At 46.6% G+C, this 13,843-nt stretch carries 21 protein-coding genes; 5 read left to right on the plus strand and 16 right to left on the minus strand.

Annotated elements, in window-relative coordinates:
• The first annotated feature begins 434 nt into the window (after window positions 1-434).
• The 3 genes from AC3G2T_RS34835 to AC3G2T_RS34845 are packed head-to-tail and all read left to right on the plus strand — an operon-like array spanning window position 435 to window position 2,385.
• Complete coding sequence (locus tag AC3G2T_RS34835; RefSeq protein WP_488438327.1) at window positions 435-797, plus strand: YhjD family protein; 363 nt, start codon at window positions 435-437, stop codon at window positions 795-797.
• Window positions 798-800: 3 nt separating this feature from the next.
• Window positions 801-2,042 (plus strand): Y-family DNA polymerase, encoded by a 1,242-nt coding sequence (locus tag AC3G2T_RS34840; protein ID WP_488438328.1) that lies wholly within the window; start codon window positions 801-803, stop codon window positions 2,040-2,042.
• 1 nt (window position 2,043) lies between these two features.
• Window positions 2,044-2,385, plus strand: coding sequence for a YolD-like family protein (locus AC3G2T_RS34845; protein ID WP_488438329.1), 342 nt, complete (start codon window positions 2,044-2,046; stop codon window positions 2,383-2,385).
• A 105-nt stretch (window positions 2,386-2,490) separates the two neighbouring features.
• On the opposite strand, the gene AC3G2T_RS34850 is transcribed toward AC3G2T_RS34845, so the two are convergent.
• The gene (locus tag AC3G2T_RS34850) at window positions 2,491-2,649 is read right to left on the minus strand and encodes a hypothetical protein (protein WP_488438330.1); all 159 of its coding nucleotides are present in this window, start codon (window positions 2,647-2,649) and stop codon (window positions 2,491-2,493) included.
• 163 nt (window positions 2,650-2,812) lie between these two features.
• Between AC3G2T_RS34850 and AC3G2T_RS34855 the strand changes: the two genes are divergently transcribed.
• Window positions 2,813-3,145, plus strand: coding sequence for a helix-turn-helix domain-containing protein (locus AC3G2T_RS34855; protein WP_488438331.1), 333 nt, complete (start codon window positions 2,813-2,815; stop codon window positions 3,143-3,145).
• A 604-nt stretch (window positions 3,146-3,749) separates the two neighbouring features.
• On the opposite strand, the gene AC3G2T_RS34860 is transcribed toward AC3G2T_RS34855, so the two are convergent.
• The 14 genes from AC3G2T_RS34860 to AC3G2T_RS34925 form a co-directional block, all read right to left on the minus strand.
• Window positions 3,750-3,887 carry a hypothetical protein gene (locus AC3G2T_RS34860; RefSeq protein WP_488438332.1) on the minus strand — a complete coding sequence of 46 codons (138 nt, stop codon included), beginning with the start codon at window positions 3,885-3,887 and terminating at the stop codon, window positions 3,750-3,752.
• The gene (locus AC3G2T_RS34865; RefSeq protein WP_488438333.1) at window positions 3,868-4,128 is read right to left on the minus strand and encodes a hypothetical protein; all 261 of its coding nucleotides are present in this window, start codon (window positions 4,126-4,128) and stop codon (window positions 3,868-3,870) included. The genes AC3G2T_RS34860 and AC3G2T_RS34865 overlap by 20 nt, the downstream gene beginning before the upstream one ends.
• Before the next feature lie 301 nt (window positions 4,129-4,429).
• Window positions 4,430-4,828, minus strand: a complete 399-nt coding sequence (locus AC3G2T_RS34870) for a hypothetical protein (RefSeq protein WP_488438334.1) — start codon at window positions 4,826-4,828, stop codon at window positions 4,430-4,432.
• A 44-nt stretch (window positions 4,829-4,872) separates the two neighbouring features.
• Window positions 4,873-5,763, minus strand: a complete 891-nt coding sequence (locus tag AC3G2T_RS34875) for a tyrosine-type recombinase/integrase (RefSeq protein ID WP_488438335.1) — start codon at window positions 5,761-5,763, stop codon at window positions 4,873-4,875.
• A 25-nt stretch (window positions 5,764-5,788) separates the two neighbouring features.
• Window positions 5,789-6,058, minus strand: coding sequence for a DUF7352 domain-containing protein (locus tag AC3G2T_RS34880; RefSeq protein ID WP_488438336.1), 270 nt, complete (start codon window positions 6,056-6,058; stop codon window positions 5,789-5,791).
• 840 nt (window positions 6,059-6,898) lie between these two features.
• Window positions 6,899-7,216: a hypothetical protein gene (locus AC3G2T_RS34885; protein ID WP_488438337.1), complete on the minus strand. Its 318-nt coding sequence runs from the start codon at window positions 7,214-7,216 to the stop codon at window positions 6,899-6,901.
• A 58-nt stretch (window positions 7,217-7,274) separates the two neighbouring features.
• Window positions 7,275-7,778 (minus strand): hypothetical protein, encoded by a 504-nt coding sequence (locus AC3G2T_RS34890; protein ID WP_488438338.1) that lies wholly within the window; start codon window positions 7,776-7,778, stop codon window positions 7,275-7,277.
• A 197-nt stretch (window positions 7,779-7,975) separates the two neighbouring features.
• Complete coding sequence (locus AC3G2T_RS34895; protein ID WP_488438339.1) at window positions 7,976-8,185, minus strand: hypothetical protein; 210 nt, start codon at window positions 8,183-8,185, stop codon at window positions 7,976-7,978.
• Between the two features lie 90 nt (window positions 8,186-8,275).
• On the minus strand, window positions 8,276-8,578 hold the full coding sequence (locus AC3G2T_RS34900) for a hypothetical protein (RefSeq protein ID WP_488438340.1): 303 nt from the start codon (window positions 8,576-8,578) through the stop codon (window positions 8,276-8,278).
• A 97-nt stretch (window positions 8,579-8,675) separates the two neighbouring features.
• Window positions 8,676-9,218 (minus strand): hypothetical protein, encoded by a 543-nt coding sequence (locus AC3G2T_RS34905; RefSeq protein WP_488438341.1) that lies wholly within the window; start codon window positions 9,216-9,218, stop codon window positions 8,676-8,678.
• A gap of 241 nt (window positions 9,219-9,459) precedes the next feature.
• Complete coding sequence (locus AC3G2T_RS34910; RefSeq protein WP_488438342.1) at window positions 9,460-9,948, minus strand: hypothetical protein; 489 nt, start codon at window positions 9,946-9,948, stop codon at window positions 9,460-9,462.
• 277 nt (window positions 9,949-10,225) lie between these two features.
• A complete protein-coding gene (locus AC3G2T_RS34915) occupies window positions 10,226-10,387 on the minus strand; it encodes a hypothetical protein (protein ID WP_488438343.1) in 162 nt (53 codons plus the stop codon).
• 30 nt (window positions 10,388-10,417) lie between these two features.
• Window positions 10,418-10,609: a hypothetical protein gene (locus tag AC3G2T_RS34920; protein WP_488438344.1), complete on the minus strand. Its 192-nt coding sequence runs from the start codon at window positions 10,607-10,609 to the stop codon at window positions 10,418-10,420.
• A gap of 26 nt (window positions 10,610-10,635) precedes the next feature.
• Complete coding sequence (locus AC3G2T_RS34925) at window positions 10,636-10,818, minus strand: hypothetical protein (protein WP_488438345.1); 183 nt, start codon at window positions 10,816-10,818, stop codon at window positions 10,636-10,638.
• 945 nt (window positions 10,819-11,763) lie between these two features.
• On the opposite strand from AC3G2T_RS34925, the gene AC3G2T_RS34930 reads away from it, so the two are divergent.
• Window positions 11,764-13,044: a hypothetical protein gene (locus tag AC3G2T_RS34930; RefSeq protein ID WP_488438346.1), complete on the plus strand. Its 1,281-nt coding sequence runs from the start codon at window positions 11,764-11,766 to the stop codon at window positions 13,042-13,044.
• 184 nt (window positions 13,045-13,228) lie between these two features.
• Here AC3G2T_RS34930 and AC3G2T_RS34935 read toward each other — a convergent pair whose 3' ends face one another.
• Complete coding sequence (locus tag AC3G2T_RS34935) at window positions 13,229-13,843, minus strand: hypothetical protein (protein WP_488438347.1); 615 nt, start codon at window positions 13,841-13,843, stop codon at window positions 13,229-13,231.

Consider the following 13,843-nt stretch of genomic DNA (forward strand, 5'->3'; position numbering starts at 1 on the left):
GCGACCGACCTTGACGCAAGCGGCTTCCCTTCTCCGACCCTGAATGTCGTTCCCGAACCTTGCGTTCGGGAACCTGCATCCCGGCGAGGGAGCCTCCCCAAGCCTGGGGAGGTTGGTGGGGTTGATACTTGCGGAGCCGCCATGCTATGGCGGTCGCAGCCCCCTCACGGGGGCGAGAATTGGGGTGGTCTTTCGCTCCCGGCAGACGACAACGCAGCCCGTCGTTCCTGCTTCTTCCGGATGTGGGCCGCGCTGCGATCGGTACGCCGGCGACGGCAGACAGCTCGCGTCCATGGTCTTCCAGATGCGGTCTCACCCCCATTTAAAATCCCCTCATTACTCTATATTTTTTCCAGATATTCCCCTTGCATAACAAACGTATGTTCGGTGTATAATTAATAGGAATACATGTTCTATTTTGGTGGTGATTTTATATGAGTGTGAATCCTATTTTAACAGAAACAGATATTCGCCTCATTAAAGAGCACACTTTGCTGCCGATGCTCCAGAGCATGCTTCACAGAGACATTGCAGCAATTAAAGCCCACAAGGGTATCATCTATAATCATTTGGTTTTTTACCTAAATGATGTTGAGAGCGCTATTGAACCGGCGATTCGCGAAGTGAAAAAAGAGATGTCAAAACGCGGTATTCTTGTCCTTACGTCGAAAGCTGGAAGGTCTGGCATTGAAGTTGATTATAAAGTGCGAGGATATACACATAAATTCACAATGATTAGTAGCTTGATGGAAGCTGAGCTTTCGGCAATACTATTGAAAATTCGGAGGCAACCATAGCCAATGATGCTGGACTACGAAAAATTGCCGCGCAACCAAGTTATCTGCCTCGATTCAAAATCCTATTACGCGAGTGTTGAATGTATTGAACGTGGGCTAGATCCATTGACCACTTATCTCGTCGTCGCAAGCGGATCCCTTATACTGGCAGCGACTCCAAAAATGAAGGCGGAATACAAAATCAAGACTGGTTCGAGATTATACGAGGTTCCTAATGATCGGCGGATTATTGTCGCTCAGTCGCGGATGCCTTTGTACCTTGAGAGGTCAGTAGAGGTTGTGCGTTTACTTAGCCGTTATGTACCTCTCGAAGCCATACGTCCCTACTCCTGCGATGAGAATTGGGTCACACTAAATGGCACGGAAAAGTGGCTGGGTCCGCCTTTAGAGGCAGCGAGGTTGATCCAGAGCAGTATCAAGAATCAGTTTGGTCTTTCGGTTAGTATCGGTCTTGGACCAAATCGTTTAATCTCGAAAGTCATCATGGATGTAGAAGCAAAAAGGATCGCCAGCGGCATTGCCGAGTGCAGTTATGACGATGTAGAAAAAAAGCTGTGGCACCATCCGATAGGGGATATATGGGGAATTGGTTCGAGGATGGCGCGGAATCTGAATATCGCTGGAGTCTACACTTTAGGCGGGCTTGCCAATTCATCGTTAAAAAATCTCTCTAAAAGATACGGAATTATGGGCGAACAGCTGTATTACCACTCTCACGGCTTGGATTTTTCGCCGGTGATCGAGCCGTGGGAATTTGGTGAGAGCAAGGGTTACTCTCATGGCCAAACGTTGTTTCGTGACCATACAAAGGAGGAAGTGCTGCCTGTTATGTTATACCACTGGGATGACATAGCAAGTCGGTTGCGGCGAATTTGCTCGGCTGGCAGAACGATAAGTTTGTCGATCGGATACAGCGTTCATTCATTTATACCTGCATTCAATAAATCTTTAACTTTGCAAGAAGCCACTCGGAACCCAGATAAATTGTATGCGGCGTCAGTGGAGCTATTTCAGGAAGCACCTAACGGGCCGATTCGACATGTGAGTGTCGGCATCACCAATTTGGTGGGTGAAGATCAGATACAAGTAAGTCTGTTCGATTCCCCTGTTAAAGAGGCGCGGGCAGGTGCGCTAGGAAAGGTCATGGATAAACTGGAGTCCAAATACGGTCATCCCGTAGTGTTCCGGGGCAGCACGTTCGAAACGGCAATGAACCGTCTAGGCAAGATTGGAGGGCACAAGTAAAATGAACATAAAAGATCGAGGTGGACAAAAATGGGTGTCGCTTATGTCTCCCGAACATCGTAGTATGCTCAATGATCTTTGGAACGAACGTAACGATGCTGAAAAGCCATTGTTGGCAGAGGATGCTATAGCGGAGATTCATCACACGCTGCGATCGGCATTAAAAAACTGCACAGAAGTCAATATTGTTTACCATAGAGACAAACGCCAGCACACAATAACGGGATTCATTCAGAGAATCGACCTCCACAAAATTACCATCGAATTTGAAGGAGAAGAGACGACAATTGAGAAATGTATGATAACTTCGGCGTCAGGTTGTAGCGCCGAAATCAAGCCTTAAGAAAGCACCTTCGGCAGCAGTTGCAGATGCAGTGTGTGAACGTCGAACAAATAATTAATTTTTGTATTATAGTTTAAATTTGAATTTATAGTAAGCCAATCAAACCTACTCTACTGGGCGGGATTTTGATTGGTTATTTATATTTTTATCATCCTCACCTTTTTGCTTTTTCTTTTCCTTCATTCTCGAATACTCGTTACTTGCAAATCCACCGATTCCTAACAGTGTCCACCCAACTACAAATACAATTTCCAATTTTGACATATAGCCTTCTGTTCTCTCCTTTTTATAATTATTATCTCAATGATTTTAAATTTATTTTAAGTATAATGGATATTATATATTCCATTTTATCATTAATTGAATATTTGTCACTCTTATTCGGCTGTAACAACCAGATTAAACTTCTGAATAGGGGCGTGATATTGTGGATACTTCTTTGTTAATTTTCATCGGGGCAAAAATCAGAGCAGTTCGAAAAGAAAAGGGTTTAACCCAGGAACAATTGGCTGAATTGGTGGATACACAGCATTCGTACATCGGGCTGGTAGAACGTGGCCAGCAAAACATCACGATTTTGACGTTAGAGAAAATCGCCAAAGCGCTTGATGTTGATTTTAGAGTGCTATTTGATTACCATTATGGACTTCCAGTCAATCACAATAAAAAATTTTTAGAAGCTTTAGATCTACTAACGGGAAAGAGCGATGAAGATCTAAAAAGGGCCATCATTGTATTGCAGCAACTATTCATCATATAAGCGAAAAAGAGCCGTAGGATCGCGGCTCTTTTTATTTTATTGACTTTGGGAGCAGATGAACTAGGCCACTTCCCTTTTTCTATTAGCGCCGAACGCAAAGCCGGTTCTCTTCCGGAAGAACTAGGAGCGTGAGCTGCAGCTGATCGGTCCGGACACCGTCGCCGACGCACCGGCACAAAGCCGGGCTTCATCCGGAAGCACCAGGAGCGCGAGCTGCAGCTGATTAGTCCGACCGCTGTCGCCGGAGCGCCGGTGCAAAGCCGGTCCTCTTCCGGAAGAACCAGGAGCGCGAGCTGCAGCTGATTAGTCCGACCGCTGTCGCCGGAGCGCCGGTGCAAAGCCGGTCCTCTTCCGGAAGAACCAGGAGCGCGAGCTGCAGCTTCCCCGTCCGGACACTGTCGCCAGCGTGCCGGCGCAAAGCCAGGCCTCTTCCCGGAAGCACTAGGAGCGCGAGCTGCAGCTGTTCGGTCCGGCCATCGTCACCGGCGCGCCGGTGCAAATCCGGGCCTCTTCCCGGAAAGAACCAGGAGCGTGAGCTGCAGCTTCCCCGTCCGGACACTGTCGCCAGCGTGCCGGCGCAAATCCGGGCCTCTTCCCGGAAGCACTAGGAGCGCGAGCTGCAGCTGTTCGGTCCGGCCATCGTCGCCGGCGCGCCGGTGCAAATCCGCTCCTCTTCCGGAAGAATCAGGAGCATGAGCTGCAGCTTCCCCGTCCGGCCGTCGTCACCGGTGCGCCGGTGCAAGGCCGGTCCTCTTCCGGAAGAACCAGGAGCGTGAGCTGCAGCTGCTCGATCCGGACGCCGTCGCCGGAGCGCCGGTGCAAAGCTGGCCTTCCTCCGGAAGCACCAGGAGCGTGAGCTGCAGCTTCCCCGTCTGGCCGTCGTCGCCAGCTTGCCGGCGCAAAGCCGGTCCTTCTTCCGGAAGCATCAGGAGCGTGAGCTGCAGCTTCCCCGTCCGGCCATCGTCGCCGGCACACCGGCACAAAGCCGGGCTTCATCTGGAAGCACCAGGAGCGTGAGCTGCAGTTGATCGATCCGGCCATCGTCGCCAGCGGCCGGCACAAAGCCGGTCCTCTTCCGGAAGCACCAGGAGCGTAAGCTGCAGTTGATCGATCCGGACACCGTCGCCAGCGTGCCGGCACAAAGCCAGCCCTCTTCCGGAAGAACCTGGAGCGTGAGCTGCAGCTGCCCCGAAGTAAGAAAAGAATGGACCCGGAATACTTTCCTCCAGGTCCATTCGCTTTTAGAGAGGGGAGTGTGGGCAGATAAGCATACCCTATCCCCATTTAAGGCTTTCTAGTTTCCATAGTAGACATAAAAACAGACACAGCATATAACAAAAAGGCTACAATGCCGCCCGGTGAATCGGCAAGGCCGGCCAATGATACAATAATAAAAGGGGCAAGAACAGAATAGAGAAACGTTAATACGAGCTTCATTCTTTTTCCTATTCGCGGTACGAAAAGCTTTAAGCTAATAAATGAGATGAGTGCCAGTACAAGATATAGAGCTGTAACCCCACGCAAAAATAAGCTAAATTGCCCCTGTGAAGCATCTTCGTGGAGCAATTGAGAAAGAAGGCTGTGTACCCTATAGCCACCGGTAACCGTAAGTACCATTAAAAACAAGGTGTTAGTGTGCTTCCAAATACGACGATAAGACTGGAACTGAAAACGATACACCATGATTTGTTCCCTCCTTAAGATTAATCGTTAGTTTTGCTACTGCATTAAAAAAGTTCGTCCAATTTCGCAAGTGTTGAACGGACATCATCCTCGCTAGGCTGCGTGTATATCGTCGTAGTCTGGATACTGGAATGCCGGGCTACATCTTTAGTCATGCGTAGATCCTTACTCATGGAGCTAAAGTGATAACTAAACGAATGACGCAAAGAGTGGTTGGTAAAATGTGAGACATTGGATAACTTCCGTACCCGACCCAGCATACGATCGGAAGCTTTACGGCTCATCGTTTGCGACCGAAAACTGACAAACAAAAACGGAGATTCCGCAAATGGGCTCTCGCTGCGAAGTTCAATCCATTCCTGGAGTGCGCGGCGGAGCTTTCGGCTCACAAGCGGCAATTCAGCATACTTCCCGCCCTTCCCCTGCCGAATGACGATTTTTTCCCTCCCTCGAGTAAGTACCACATCGGCCAGGGGCAACGATCGTGCTTCATCGTCGCGAAGCCCAAGATAAAGCTCCAAGTATAACAAGGCTCTATCACGCGCACGTAAGAACGGGTTTTTTATCTTCTCAATTCCGTTTAAGATAGCGCCGATTTCTGGAAGTTTGAGCCATTTGGGGGCGATTCCTAGCGTATGAATCTTTACATCCCGGATCTCAATGCGCTTCGGCCACCGCCCGGATCGTTGATGCCATTCAAGCCACTTGCGAAGCCCGGCCAGCTCCTTATTGACCGTCCGGGCATGACGTTTCAATATGTTCAGCAAATAGCCCCGGTAATCGATAAAGTGGGTATCCTCCAATGTCTCCGGCTCTGCCGGCCTTTCGTACTTACTCTCAAACCATTCGCTAAATGCCCGAACCGATTTTGTATAGGCTGTGATGCTTTTGCTGTCCAACTCTTGGCTGCGGAGGAAAGCGATAAAGGGCTCCATAATGCCACCTTTCATATTACATGCGTTATAATTTCCTGTAGAAAATATGTAGCACTCTTGATCTCGTGACATAGGTTTGTATAAAGATAAACTTCTCACTGTCCTCCACCGTATCGATTGAACCGCATACTAATATCTCATAACTTTCTTTCGGTACGTCCACATCGGAAGGTACAAGGGCATAAACAAACCACTTGTCTTTATATTCAGCGAAAGAAAGTAAGGTAGAATCAATCGGCATTTGCACAACTTGTTTTTTTTGAAAATCCAACCTGAAATTTGTTACTCTTTTCATTCCTATCGGTTTCCCCTCTATTAGCTGATTTTTACGATCGCTATATCATCTTCGCACACCTTAGCAAAGCGGCTTTTTCAGCCTATTACCACCAAGTCCTTTTTTTATAACGATGATTGATTGAGTAAATAACAAAATGGTCAAAGTCTTGAAGGCTAAATTCAAATGTTCTATACACATTTTGTGGGGAGGTTTTGTTCTTCCAAGTGAAAACATTCAAAAATTTTGCCATTGCATAATTAAACTTGTTCATTGACGTCGGCACTCCTTGATGTACCATATATTTCCGCGGTGCAAATATCGTCATGCTGGAGAACCGAATTTTTGTGATCCCCGCAGCTCCAAGTCTGGGCAACTCACTTTGAAGTATTAGGCAGGACTCATAGGTCCTTTGCTTAAATGAATCAGAAGTTAAATAAAAAAATCCAAATAATGTTGAGTTACGTATCTCAATCGTGTCTCGCTCGACCCGATCGATTATAAAGTGACGGTTAAGCCTCTTGTAGTACCCTGTAGCTTGAACAAGCACATAAAAGAGGTACACGTCCATAAGTGCAGTTACAATATAACCCGAAATCGATAGGCGATCCACATTAGCAACTATGTAACGAATCAAAATAAACAAGAACACCCCGAAGCTAAAAAGAAGCGAAAGTATTTTCCGAATAACAAAACACTCCTTACATTCTACATCCTTAATTTGAATTGAAGCGAAGTACATCCATACACATTCTACATCCTTAAATTTGATTCTAGGATGTAGAATGTATATTCTACATCCTAGATTTTTTGTAGTTAAAACCGCCCCTAGAGACGGCCTCTCTTAGCAACCATGCAGTTTTACGCGGACATGTAGTATCCGATTGCTTCGAACATTTTCTTCTTTGATTCCTCATTCATTGAGAGTCGCGGTGATTTTATCCCAAATATAAACTCGCTGTAAAAAGACGCCTTAATATCAACAACTTCAAAGGTCTTTTCCTTGTTCTCATTGCGATAATGTCTCATTATCAATATTTCAGCAACAAGATCCCTTATAAGAAATTGTCCTTGATATTTGGGCTTGTAATGGAATAAGGGCACCTCTCTTTCGCCAATTTCATCCTTTATCGTTACATATGCATCCATATAGTAACCAGTTATGAGCTTGGAAAACATTTTCACATCCCCCTTGTCGATAATGAGGTCTCATATAAACTGCCGCCGTAAAAGCGGATTAAGCGATGATCTCAAAATTGAACTTCGGCAAAATCTCCTTATGCGAATAATTCAGTGCGTTGCTTTCATAGTATTCACGCTTCATAAACAAATGGTATGTAAGTTCCGAATTACGTTTCAGGTATTCCAGAAAATAGAATTGCACAGTGTCAAGATCAAAGGTAATGATTAGATGGGCCTTTACAGCGCCAAAGGTTTTATTCCCGATCCGAACGGCGTATTGACCATGAATGCTTCCTAAAATCTTATTTATAACATCACCATTGCCACCAAAATAGGTATTGGTAGGAATGTCGTCACTATCGAGAAGATCCGAGAAGCCTTGATGAAGCTCGTCATTCTCTCTTGCTAATAAAAATAGACCTTCTCCTTTCTTCTCCAACTCCGTTTTAAGCTGCTTAATATAAGGCTGTACTTTTGTGGCATAACTTTCTTCTTCATAGATTACTAAATGGTCCTTGTCGGAGAGCGTAATTTCTGAAATACTTTCAAACGATGCCATATAATGTGTTTCCTCCTCTTGATGTTACTTTTTTCCATCATAAAATAAAAATGTACAAAAGTAAATTATGTATTTATAAAAATCGCCGTGGGTACTCCTCTCTAATCGGTTTACTCCTTCGGTTCATCCAAGGTTTTCTTTTGCAATTGCTTTGTAGCCCACTCTTTGAATACGTGATCCATCATGTACACCGCCATTCATTTTGAACGGTATCTTTCCATAACAGCCTTTTCTTTGTTCTGGAACATTGATAGTAATCTATGCGTTTCCTCTGAACCGCTCGGAGCGTTGACTTTCAAAGGTTCACTTTTTGTTTCGGGTTTACTCTCTTCATGACACTCACAATTAGAACGTGAACGAGAACTTTGACCTAATGCGAAGAAAAATAGATCTGTAAACCAACTCATTTTGTCGCCTCTCCTTACGAACGAATATATTTAGGTTATTCGGATTTTATGGTGGAAATAGCCCAATCAATTTCCAACAAGCTAAATAGATTATTCATTTGGTACCCTTGCAACAATATCTGCTGGTCGTCCAGACCAACGTTCTTTTGTATGTTCTCGCCATTGAGGATCAATTTTGGTTGTTTCTTCATCCAAGACCTGAGAAATTGGATCAGCCGCCCTTGGACTGTCAAATACCATAGATGCCGCATCAATTACGCCAGTCCCGTATTTTTGTAAAAGAAGAGCGGCTAAACGGGGAGTCTCAGCACCTCTAGCAACGTCATTTTTCCTGCCGCTGGCGTAATCTTTCACTCTCTGCACAAGTCTGTCAATTGCAATTTTTTCGTCCATTGATGTATCCTCCTAATTCAAATTTTTCATTGGCAGTTTGAACAATCCATAATATTCCAATTATAGAATTAGAAAATTGGCCGCTTAATAGATACGGCTACTTGTTTTTTTGGATTACTTGTTTGTAAACCAATAAACGCAATTCGCCTTGTTTATCCTCATGCCGCTGTACGGTGAAATGGCCGAACGTATTAACGTAATGCTCCTGGTCCTCTTGTCTCTCAATCTGTGATTCTGTTACGAAGTTACATTCGTTCCCTTTTGATGCTAGTCCATCTTTTAATACATAACAGGCAGCTCCAGGATCACCAACATAAAATCCCGGCTGATTGGCTGCTATGTTATTTCCGGTTTGAACGAAAATAGAAACATCGCGATTTTTGTACAATTTTCCGAAGGTCTGTATTTCGCTTCCTGAAACCGTTCCATCGGGGCTACCCTTTGATGCTACTTCAATATCCGCATTGTCGGCCTGTTTAAGAGCGCCACAAGAAGAAAGTAATAACCCAGTCATTAATAAGGTTGACATCATCGTAATTCGCATTGAAATCCCCTGCCTTGTGCTGTTCTCTTTCGCCAATGAATCTAATAAGACTATGCTTTCCGCCGCGCAGCTGCTCACTTCATATTCAGGCATCATGCAGATTCCTCAACCAAGAGGCCGATCTCGGACCACTGCGAGCGAATGACATGCAGGGTCGATAGACAATCTTCAATTGCGCGGTGGCTCGTCCAGCGTCCACTTGCTCTCTCCAGACTAATCCAACGTTCAGTCCCTTGGGTGAGACGGTACGCCTCACTAACACATTCCCAGGTTAGACCTAATTTCCACATCAGCTTATATTTTCGGCTATTCGGATTTTGTGGTGGAATGATGCATTTTAATTTCCAAATTCATCATTCTTATTGCTCTTCCAATGTGTAGGATCGGATATTTCTGCTAGATAGCTTTTCAGCTTATATTCATCACCTAGTGTTGCATAACATCCGTTTTTCGCAAGGGTCAAGAGGGATTGTGTTACTCTGTCCGGTATAGACATGTAGTCCAATCGTGTCATGAAGTAGCCCCTCAATTCTTTGCATGATATAGAAATTGTTTCAATGTATTTCCTACTTTGTATCCCAAAAACTTTATATGTCGCAAAAAAATCAATTCCTTTTTCAAGCTTCTTACTAGATGTTCTTTTTAGTTCGAGAAAAATCGGTTCTCCGTGTGGGGATGTCCCGTTATTTTTGTGACTTATATAATCGGTTATTAGATGACTTAATAAATCACTAAAGTTAGAGAAATCATAGTGACCTGTCTTGTCTTCATAAATTAACGAAGCGCTACTAAGAGCCTCAGTTCTTTGGATTATGGATGTATCCACTTCATAGTCCTCCCTCATTATATTATTTTCCAGTTATTCCACCACAAAATCCGAATACCCTTATTTTCTAAGAATTGTTTCAAATTTACGAAGTACCAATACCACAATAATGATACATGGAATAAGGTAGACCAACCATTCAAAAAAGATTGGTAAATTATATTTTTGTGCAGCGATGAAAAAAACTAAGATGATTCCTAGAATAAGACCTAGCAATAATGCAGATTTTAACGCTCTCATATGGGCTCCTTCGCTCCCTCCTATATGTAAAATCATTTTATTTTGTTTCTTCGTTCAATCGATCAACCCGTTCTAAGCAATCTTGGCAAGCAAAAACCAAAGCGTCCGGATCAGTCCCGCCTACCCGTGGAGCCGTTACCATAGATACATCAAATTTAATCTCTTCACATAAATCACACTTGCCTTTTTCCATTATCATGACATGCACGCTCCCTATTCATTGATTGAGTTACTTCTTCTTCCAAATAGAAACACGTTCCCCATTTTCCAAAGCCTTATTAGCTTTTGCCATTAGCTGTAAAGCTTTTGTTCTGAGTCTGCCTGCCCGATCATACTCACCTTTTGCGGCAGCTTGCTTTGATCTCGTTTCCCAAAGACCTGCCCTGTTAAGTAGTTTTACCACTTCGCTTTGTTTTGACATGAACTCCCCCAAATTCCCACCCGATATTATTTTTCGCCATTAATCTTATCGGTGAGATATTTGACAAAACTATAGTACGAAGCAACCTTTCTGTGCTTCATATACTCTGCAAACACCTTTTCAAATTCTTCATCCGCATCATTTATAGGATATTTGCCAGTTAATCGTCGAAATTTTAAAAAATCTAAAAGATAACGCTGCCGATCCATTAATTTTCTCCCTTATCTAGTCATACAAAAAGCATAATACCTTATACTTCCATTATACACCGAATTGATATGTAAGTAAATAATTAATTTATTTTATTAAAAAATATAACTTATGTTATACGCTCAATCATTACCGCCCCGCAAAACCCAGCGTGTCAAGCGAGGGAGCGGTACCGAACAGAGGCCGTAGGCTGGCGGAGGATAAGGAGCGACCGACCTTGACGCAAGCGGCCTCCCTTCTCCAACCCTGAAAGACGTTCCCGAACCTTTGCGTTCGGGAACCTGCATCCCGGCGAGGGAGCCTCCCCAAGCCTGGGGAGGTTGGTGGGGTTGATATTTGCAGAGCCGCCATGCTATGGCGATCGAAGCCCCCTCATGGGGGCGAGAATTGGGGTGGTTTATTGTGATCAACCACTCGGTAAAAGAAAAACCAGGATCAGGATTCGATCCCTGCCCCGGCTTCTTTTCTTTGATTCCTTTTAGTTGGAAATGTTGTATTTTATTTGTTTTTAACTATACGAAATGAGACCACGGTCAAAACGCCAAGAATCATGAAGATATGCATAGATATAATATTATGTGTCTCTATAAAGCTTGAAATACTACGTATCATATTCATTATGTTTGCTAGATCCTCCATAATGCACACTCCTATTCAGTGAATTATCCGCAATATGTTTCCAAACTTCCCGCCGCGACCTCCAGGTAATAACGCTGCCGATCCATTAATTTTCTCTTATTTAGTCATACAACAATCAGTATACCTTTTAATTCCATTATATCCCAAAATGATATATAAGTAAATATTTTATTAATTAATATCAGGTAAAGGTTTATATAACTTGAGTTATAATTATTTGCAAATAAAGTTTTAGACTGGCATGACAGCAGCCGGACCGAGCAGCTGCAGCTTGCACTCCTGGTTCTTCCGGATGCGGCCCGGCTTTGCGCCGGCACGCTGGCGATAGCGACCGGATCGATGAGCTGCAGCGCACGCTCCTGGTGCTTCCGGAAGAGGACCGGCTTTGCGCCGGCATGCTGGCGACGGCGTCCGGATCGATCAGCTGCAGCTCACGCTCCTGGTGCTTCCGGAAGAGGACCGGCTTTGCGTTCGGCGCGCCGGCGACGTGGCCGGACCCGATCAGCTGCAGCTCGCGCTCCAGGATTTCGGAAAGAGGACCGGCGTCGGCGACGATGGCCGGACCGATCAGCTGCAGCTCGCGCCCCTGGTGCTTCCGGAAGAGGACCGGCTTTGCGTTCGGCGCGCCGGCGACGTGGCCGGACCCGATCAGCTGCAGCTTGCACTCCTGGTTCTTCCGGAAGAAGGACCGGCTTTGCGTTCGGCGCGCCGGCGACGATGGCCGGACCGATCAGCCGCAGTTCGCGCTCCCGGTGCATCCGGAAGAAGGCCCGGCTTTGCACCGGTGCGCCGGCGACGATGGCCGGACCCGATCAGCTGCAGCTCACGCGCTTGGTGCTTCCGGAAGAGGACCGGCTTTGCGCCGGCATGCTGGCGACGGCGTCCGGATCGATCAGCTGCAGCTCACGCTCCTGGTGCTTCCGGAAGAAGGACCGGCTTTGCACCGGCGTGCCGGCGACAGCATCACGGACCGGCCAGCTGCAGCTCGCGCTCCTGGTGCTTCCGGAAGAGGACCGGTTTTGCGTTCGGCGCGCCGGCGACGTGGCCGGACCCGATCAGCTGCAGCTCGTGCTCCAGGATTTCGGAAAGAGGACCGGCTTTGCGCCGGTGCGTCGGCGACGATGGCCGGACCGATCAGCTGCAGCTCGCGCCCCTGGTGCTCCCGAAAGAGGACCGGCTTTGCACCGGCATGCCGGCGACGTCGGCCGGACCGATCAGCTGCAGCTCACGCTCCTGGTGCTTCCGGAGGAAGGCCGGATTTGCGCCGGCGCTCCGGCGACGACAGCCGGACCGATCAGCTGCAGCTCGCGTTCCTGATGTTTCCGGAAGAGGACCGGATTTGCGCTAGCGCGCTGGTGACTACGACCGGACGGGGCAGCTGCAGCTCTCGCTCCTGTTTCTTGCGGAAGAGGACTAGCTTTGCGTTCGGCGCGCCGGCGACGGTGGCTCGAATAGTCAGCCAATTCCGGTCCCCGCAAAACCCAGCGTGTCAAGTGAGGGAGCGGTACCGGACAGAGGCCGTTAGGCCGGCGGAGGATAAGGAGCGACCGACCTTGACGCAAGCGGCTTCCCTTCTCCGACCCTGAAAGTCGTTCCCGAACCTTGCGTTCGGGAACCTGCATCCCGGCGAGGGAGCCTCCCCAAGCCTGGGGAGGTTGGTGGGGTTGATATTTGCAGAGCCGCCATGCTATGGCGGTCGCGGCCCCCTCATGGGGGCGAGAATTAGGGTGGTTTATTGTGATCGACCACTCGGCAAAAGAAAAACCAGGATCAGGATTCGATCCCTGCCCCCGGCTTCTTTTCTTTGATTCCTTTTAGTTGGAAATAACGCTGCCCGTTTTTCGATAAAACATAGCTCTTTCGTGCACCATTTTTTGAACTCTCTATAAAAAGTGCGGTAAGCAGCGCCGATACCTTGCTCTGGAATACACGGTATGAAATTTTCTTCTTCGTAGATTTCTCGTACAGCTCAAGACTCATGTCTATGCTGCCATCATGAAGGCATTTTAGGATTTTCTCTTGTTCTTTATCGAGCAGCTGCCCGATCTGCAGTATAGTTTCGTCCGCCAACACATAAACCGGCTTCGACGGAATCTCTTGAATGTTTCGGCCTAGATCGAGAAGCTTTTGTCCAAACTCAGTCAGCTCAATGTTTGTTATCCGATAATCCTTCTTGTCCTGTGTCGTTTTGACTAAGAGTGAGACGCGGAGTTGCTGTAATTCGTCTTGAACTTTCTGGAGTCCTACGCCGCTGTGTGTCATCATAGCCAAGTATAGATCGGTCGTTCGGACTGGCTCGCTCAAATGGCCTTCCAAATACATGAGGATGTCTGTGCTCACTTCGGAAAGCCCCATCGCAATAGCGACTAGGTTTTCATTTGTCAT

The organism is Paenibacillus sp. sgz302191, from assembly GCF_057749925.1.

Excerpts from the sequence above, each read along its gene's own strand:
- AC3G2T_RS34835 (WP_488438327.1), top strand. The coding sequence starts at position 435 with ATGAGTGTGAATCCTATTTTAACAGAAACAGATATTCGCCTCATTAAA.
- AC3G2T_RS34840 (WP_488438328.1), top strand. The coding sequence starts at position 801 with ATGATGCTGGACTACGAAAAATTGCCGCGCAACCAAGTTATCTGCCTC.
- AC3G2T_RS34845 (WP_488438329.1), top strand. The coding sequence starts at position 2,044 with ATGAACATAAAAGATCGAGGTGGACAAAAATGGGTGTCGCTTATGTCT.
- AC3G2T_RS34850 (WP_488438330.1), bottom strand. The coding sequence starts at position 2,649 with ATGTCAAAATTGGAAATTGTATTTGTAGTTGGGTGGACACTGTTAGGA.
- AC3G2T_RS34870 (WP_488438334.1), bottom strand. The coding sequence starts at position 4,828 with ATGGTGTATCGTTTTCAGTTCCAGTCTTATCGTCGTATTTGGAAGCAC.
- AC3G2T_RS34875 (WP_488438335.1), bottom strand. The coding sequence starts at position 5,763 with ATGGAGCCCTTTATCGCTTTCCTCCGCAGCCAAGAGTTGGACAGCAAA.
- AC3G2T_RS34880 (WP_488438336.1), bottom strand. The coding sequence starts at position 6,058 with ATGAAAAGAGTAACAAATTTCAGGTTGGATTTTCAAAAAAAACAAGTT.
- AC3G2T_RS34885 (WP_488438337.1), bottom strand. The coding sequence starts at position 7,216 with ATGTTTTCCAAGCTCATAACTGGTTACTATATGGATGCATATGTAACG.
- AC3G2T_RS34890 (WP_488438338.1), bottom strand. The coding sequence starts at position 7,778 with ATGGCATCGTTTGAAAGTATTTCAGAAATTACGCTCTCCGACAAGGAC.
- AC3G2T_RS34895 (WP_488438339.1), bottom strand. The coding sequence starts at position 8,185 with ATGAGTTGGTTTACAGATCTATTTTTCTTCGCATTAGGTCAAAGTTCT.
- AC3G2T_RS34900 (WP_488438340.1), bottom strand. The coding sequence starts at position 8,578 with ATGGACGAAAAAATTGCAATTGACAGACTTGTGCAGAGAGTGAAAGAT.
- AC3G2T_RS34905 (WP_488438341.1), bottom strand. The coding sequence starts at position 9,218 with ATGATGCCTGAATATGAAGTGAGCAGCTGCGCGGCGGAAAGCATAGTC.
- AC3G2T_RS34915 (WP_488438343.1), bottom strand. The coding sequence starts at position 10,387 with ATGATAATGGAAAAAGGCAAGTGTGATTTATGTGAAGAGATTAAATTT.
- AC3G2T_RS34920 (WP_488438344.1), bottom strand. The coding sequence starts at position 10,609 with ATGTCAAAACAAAGCGAAGTGGTAAAACTACTTAACAGGGCAGGTCTT.
- AC3G2T_RS34925 (WP_488438345.1), bottom strand. The coding sequence starts at position 10,818 with ATGGATCGGCAGCGTTATCTTTTAGATTTTTTAAAATTTCGACGATTA.
- AC3G2T_RS34935 (WP_488438347.1), bottom strand. The coding sequence starts at position 13,843 with ATGACAAATGAAAACCTAGTCGCTATTGCGATGGGGCTTTCCGAAGTG.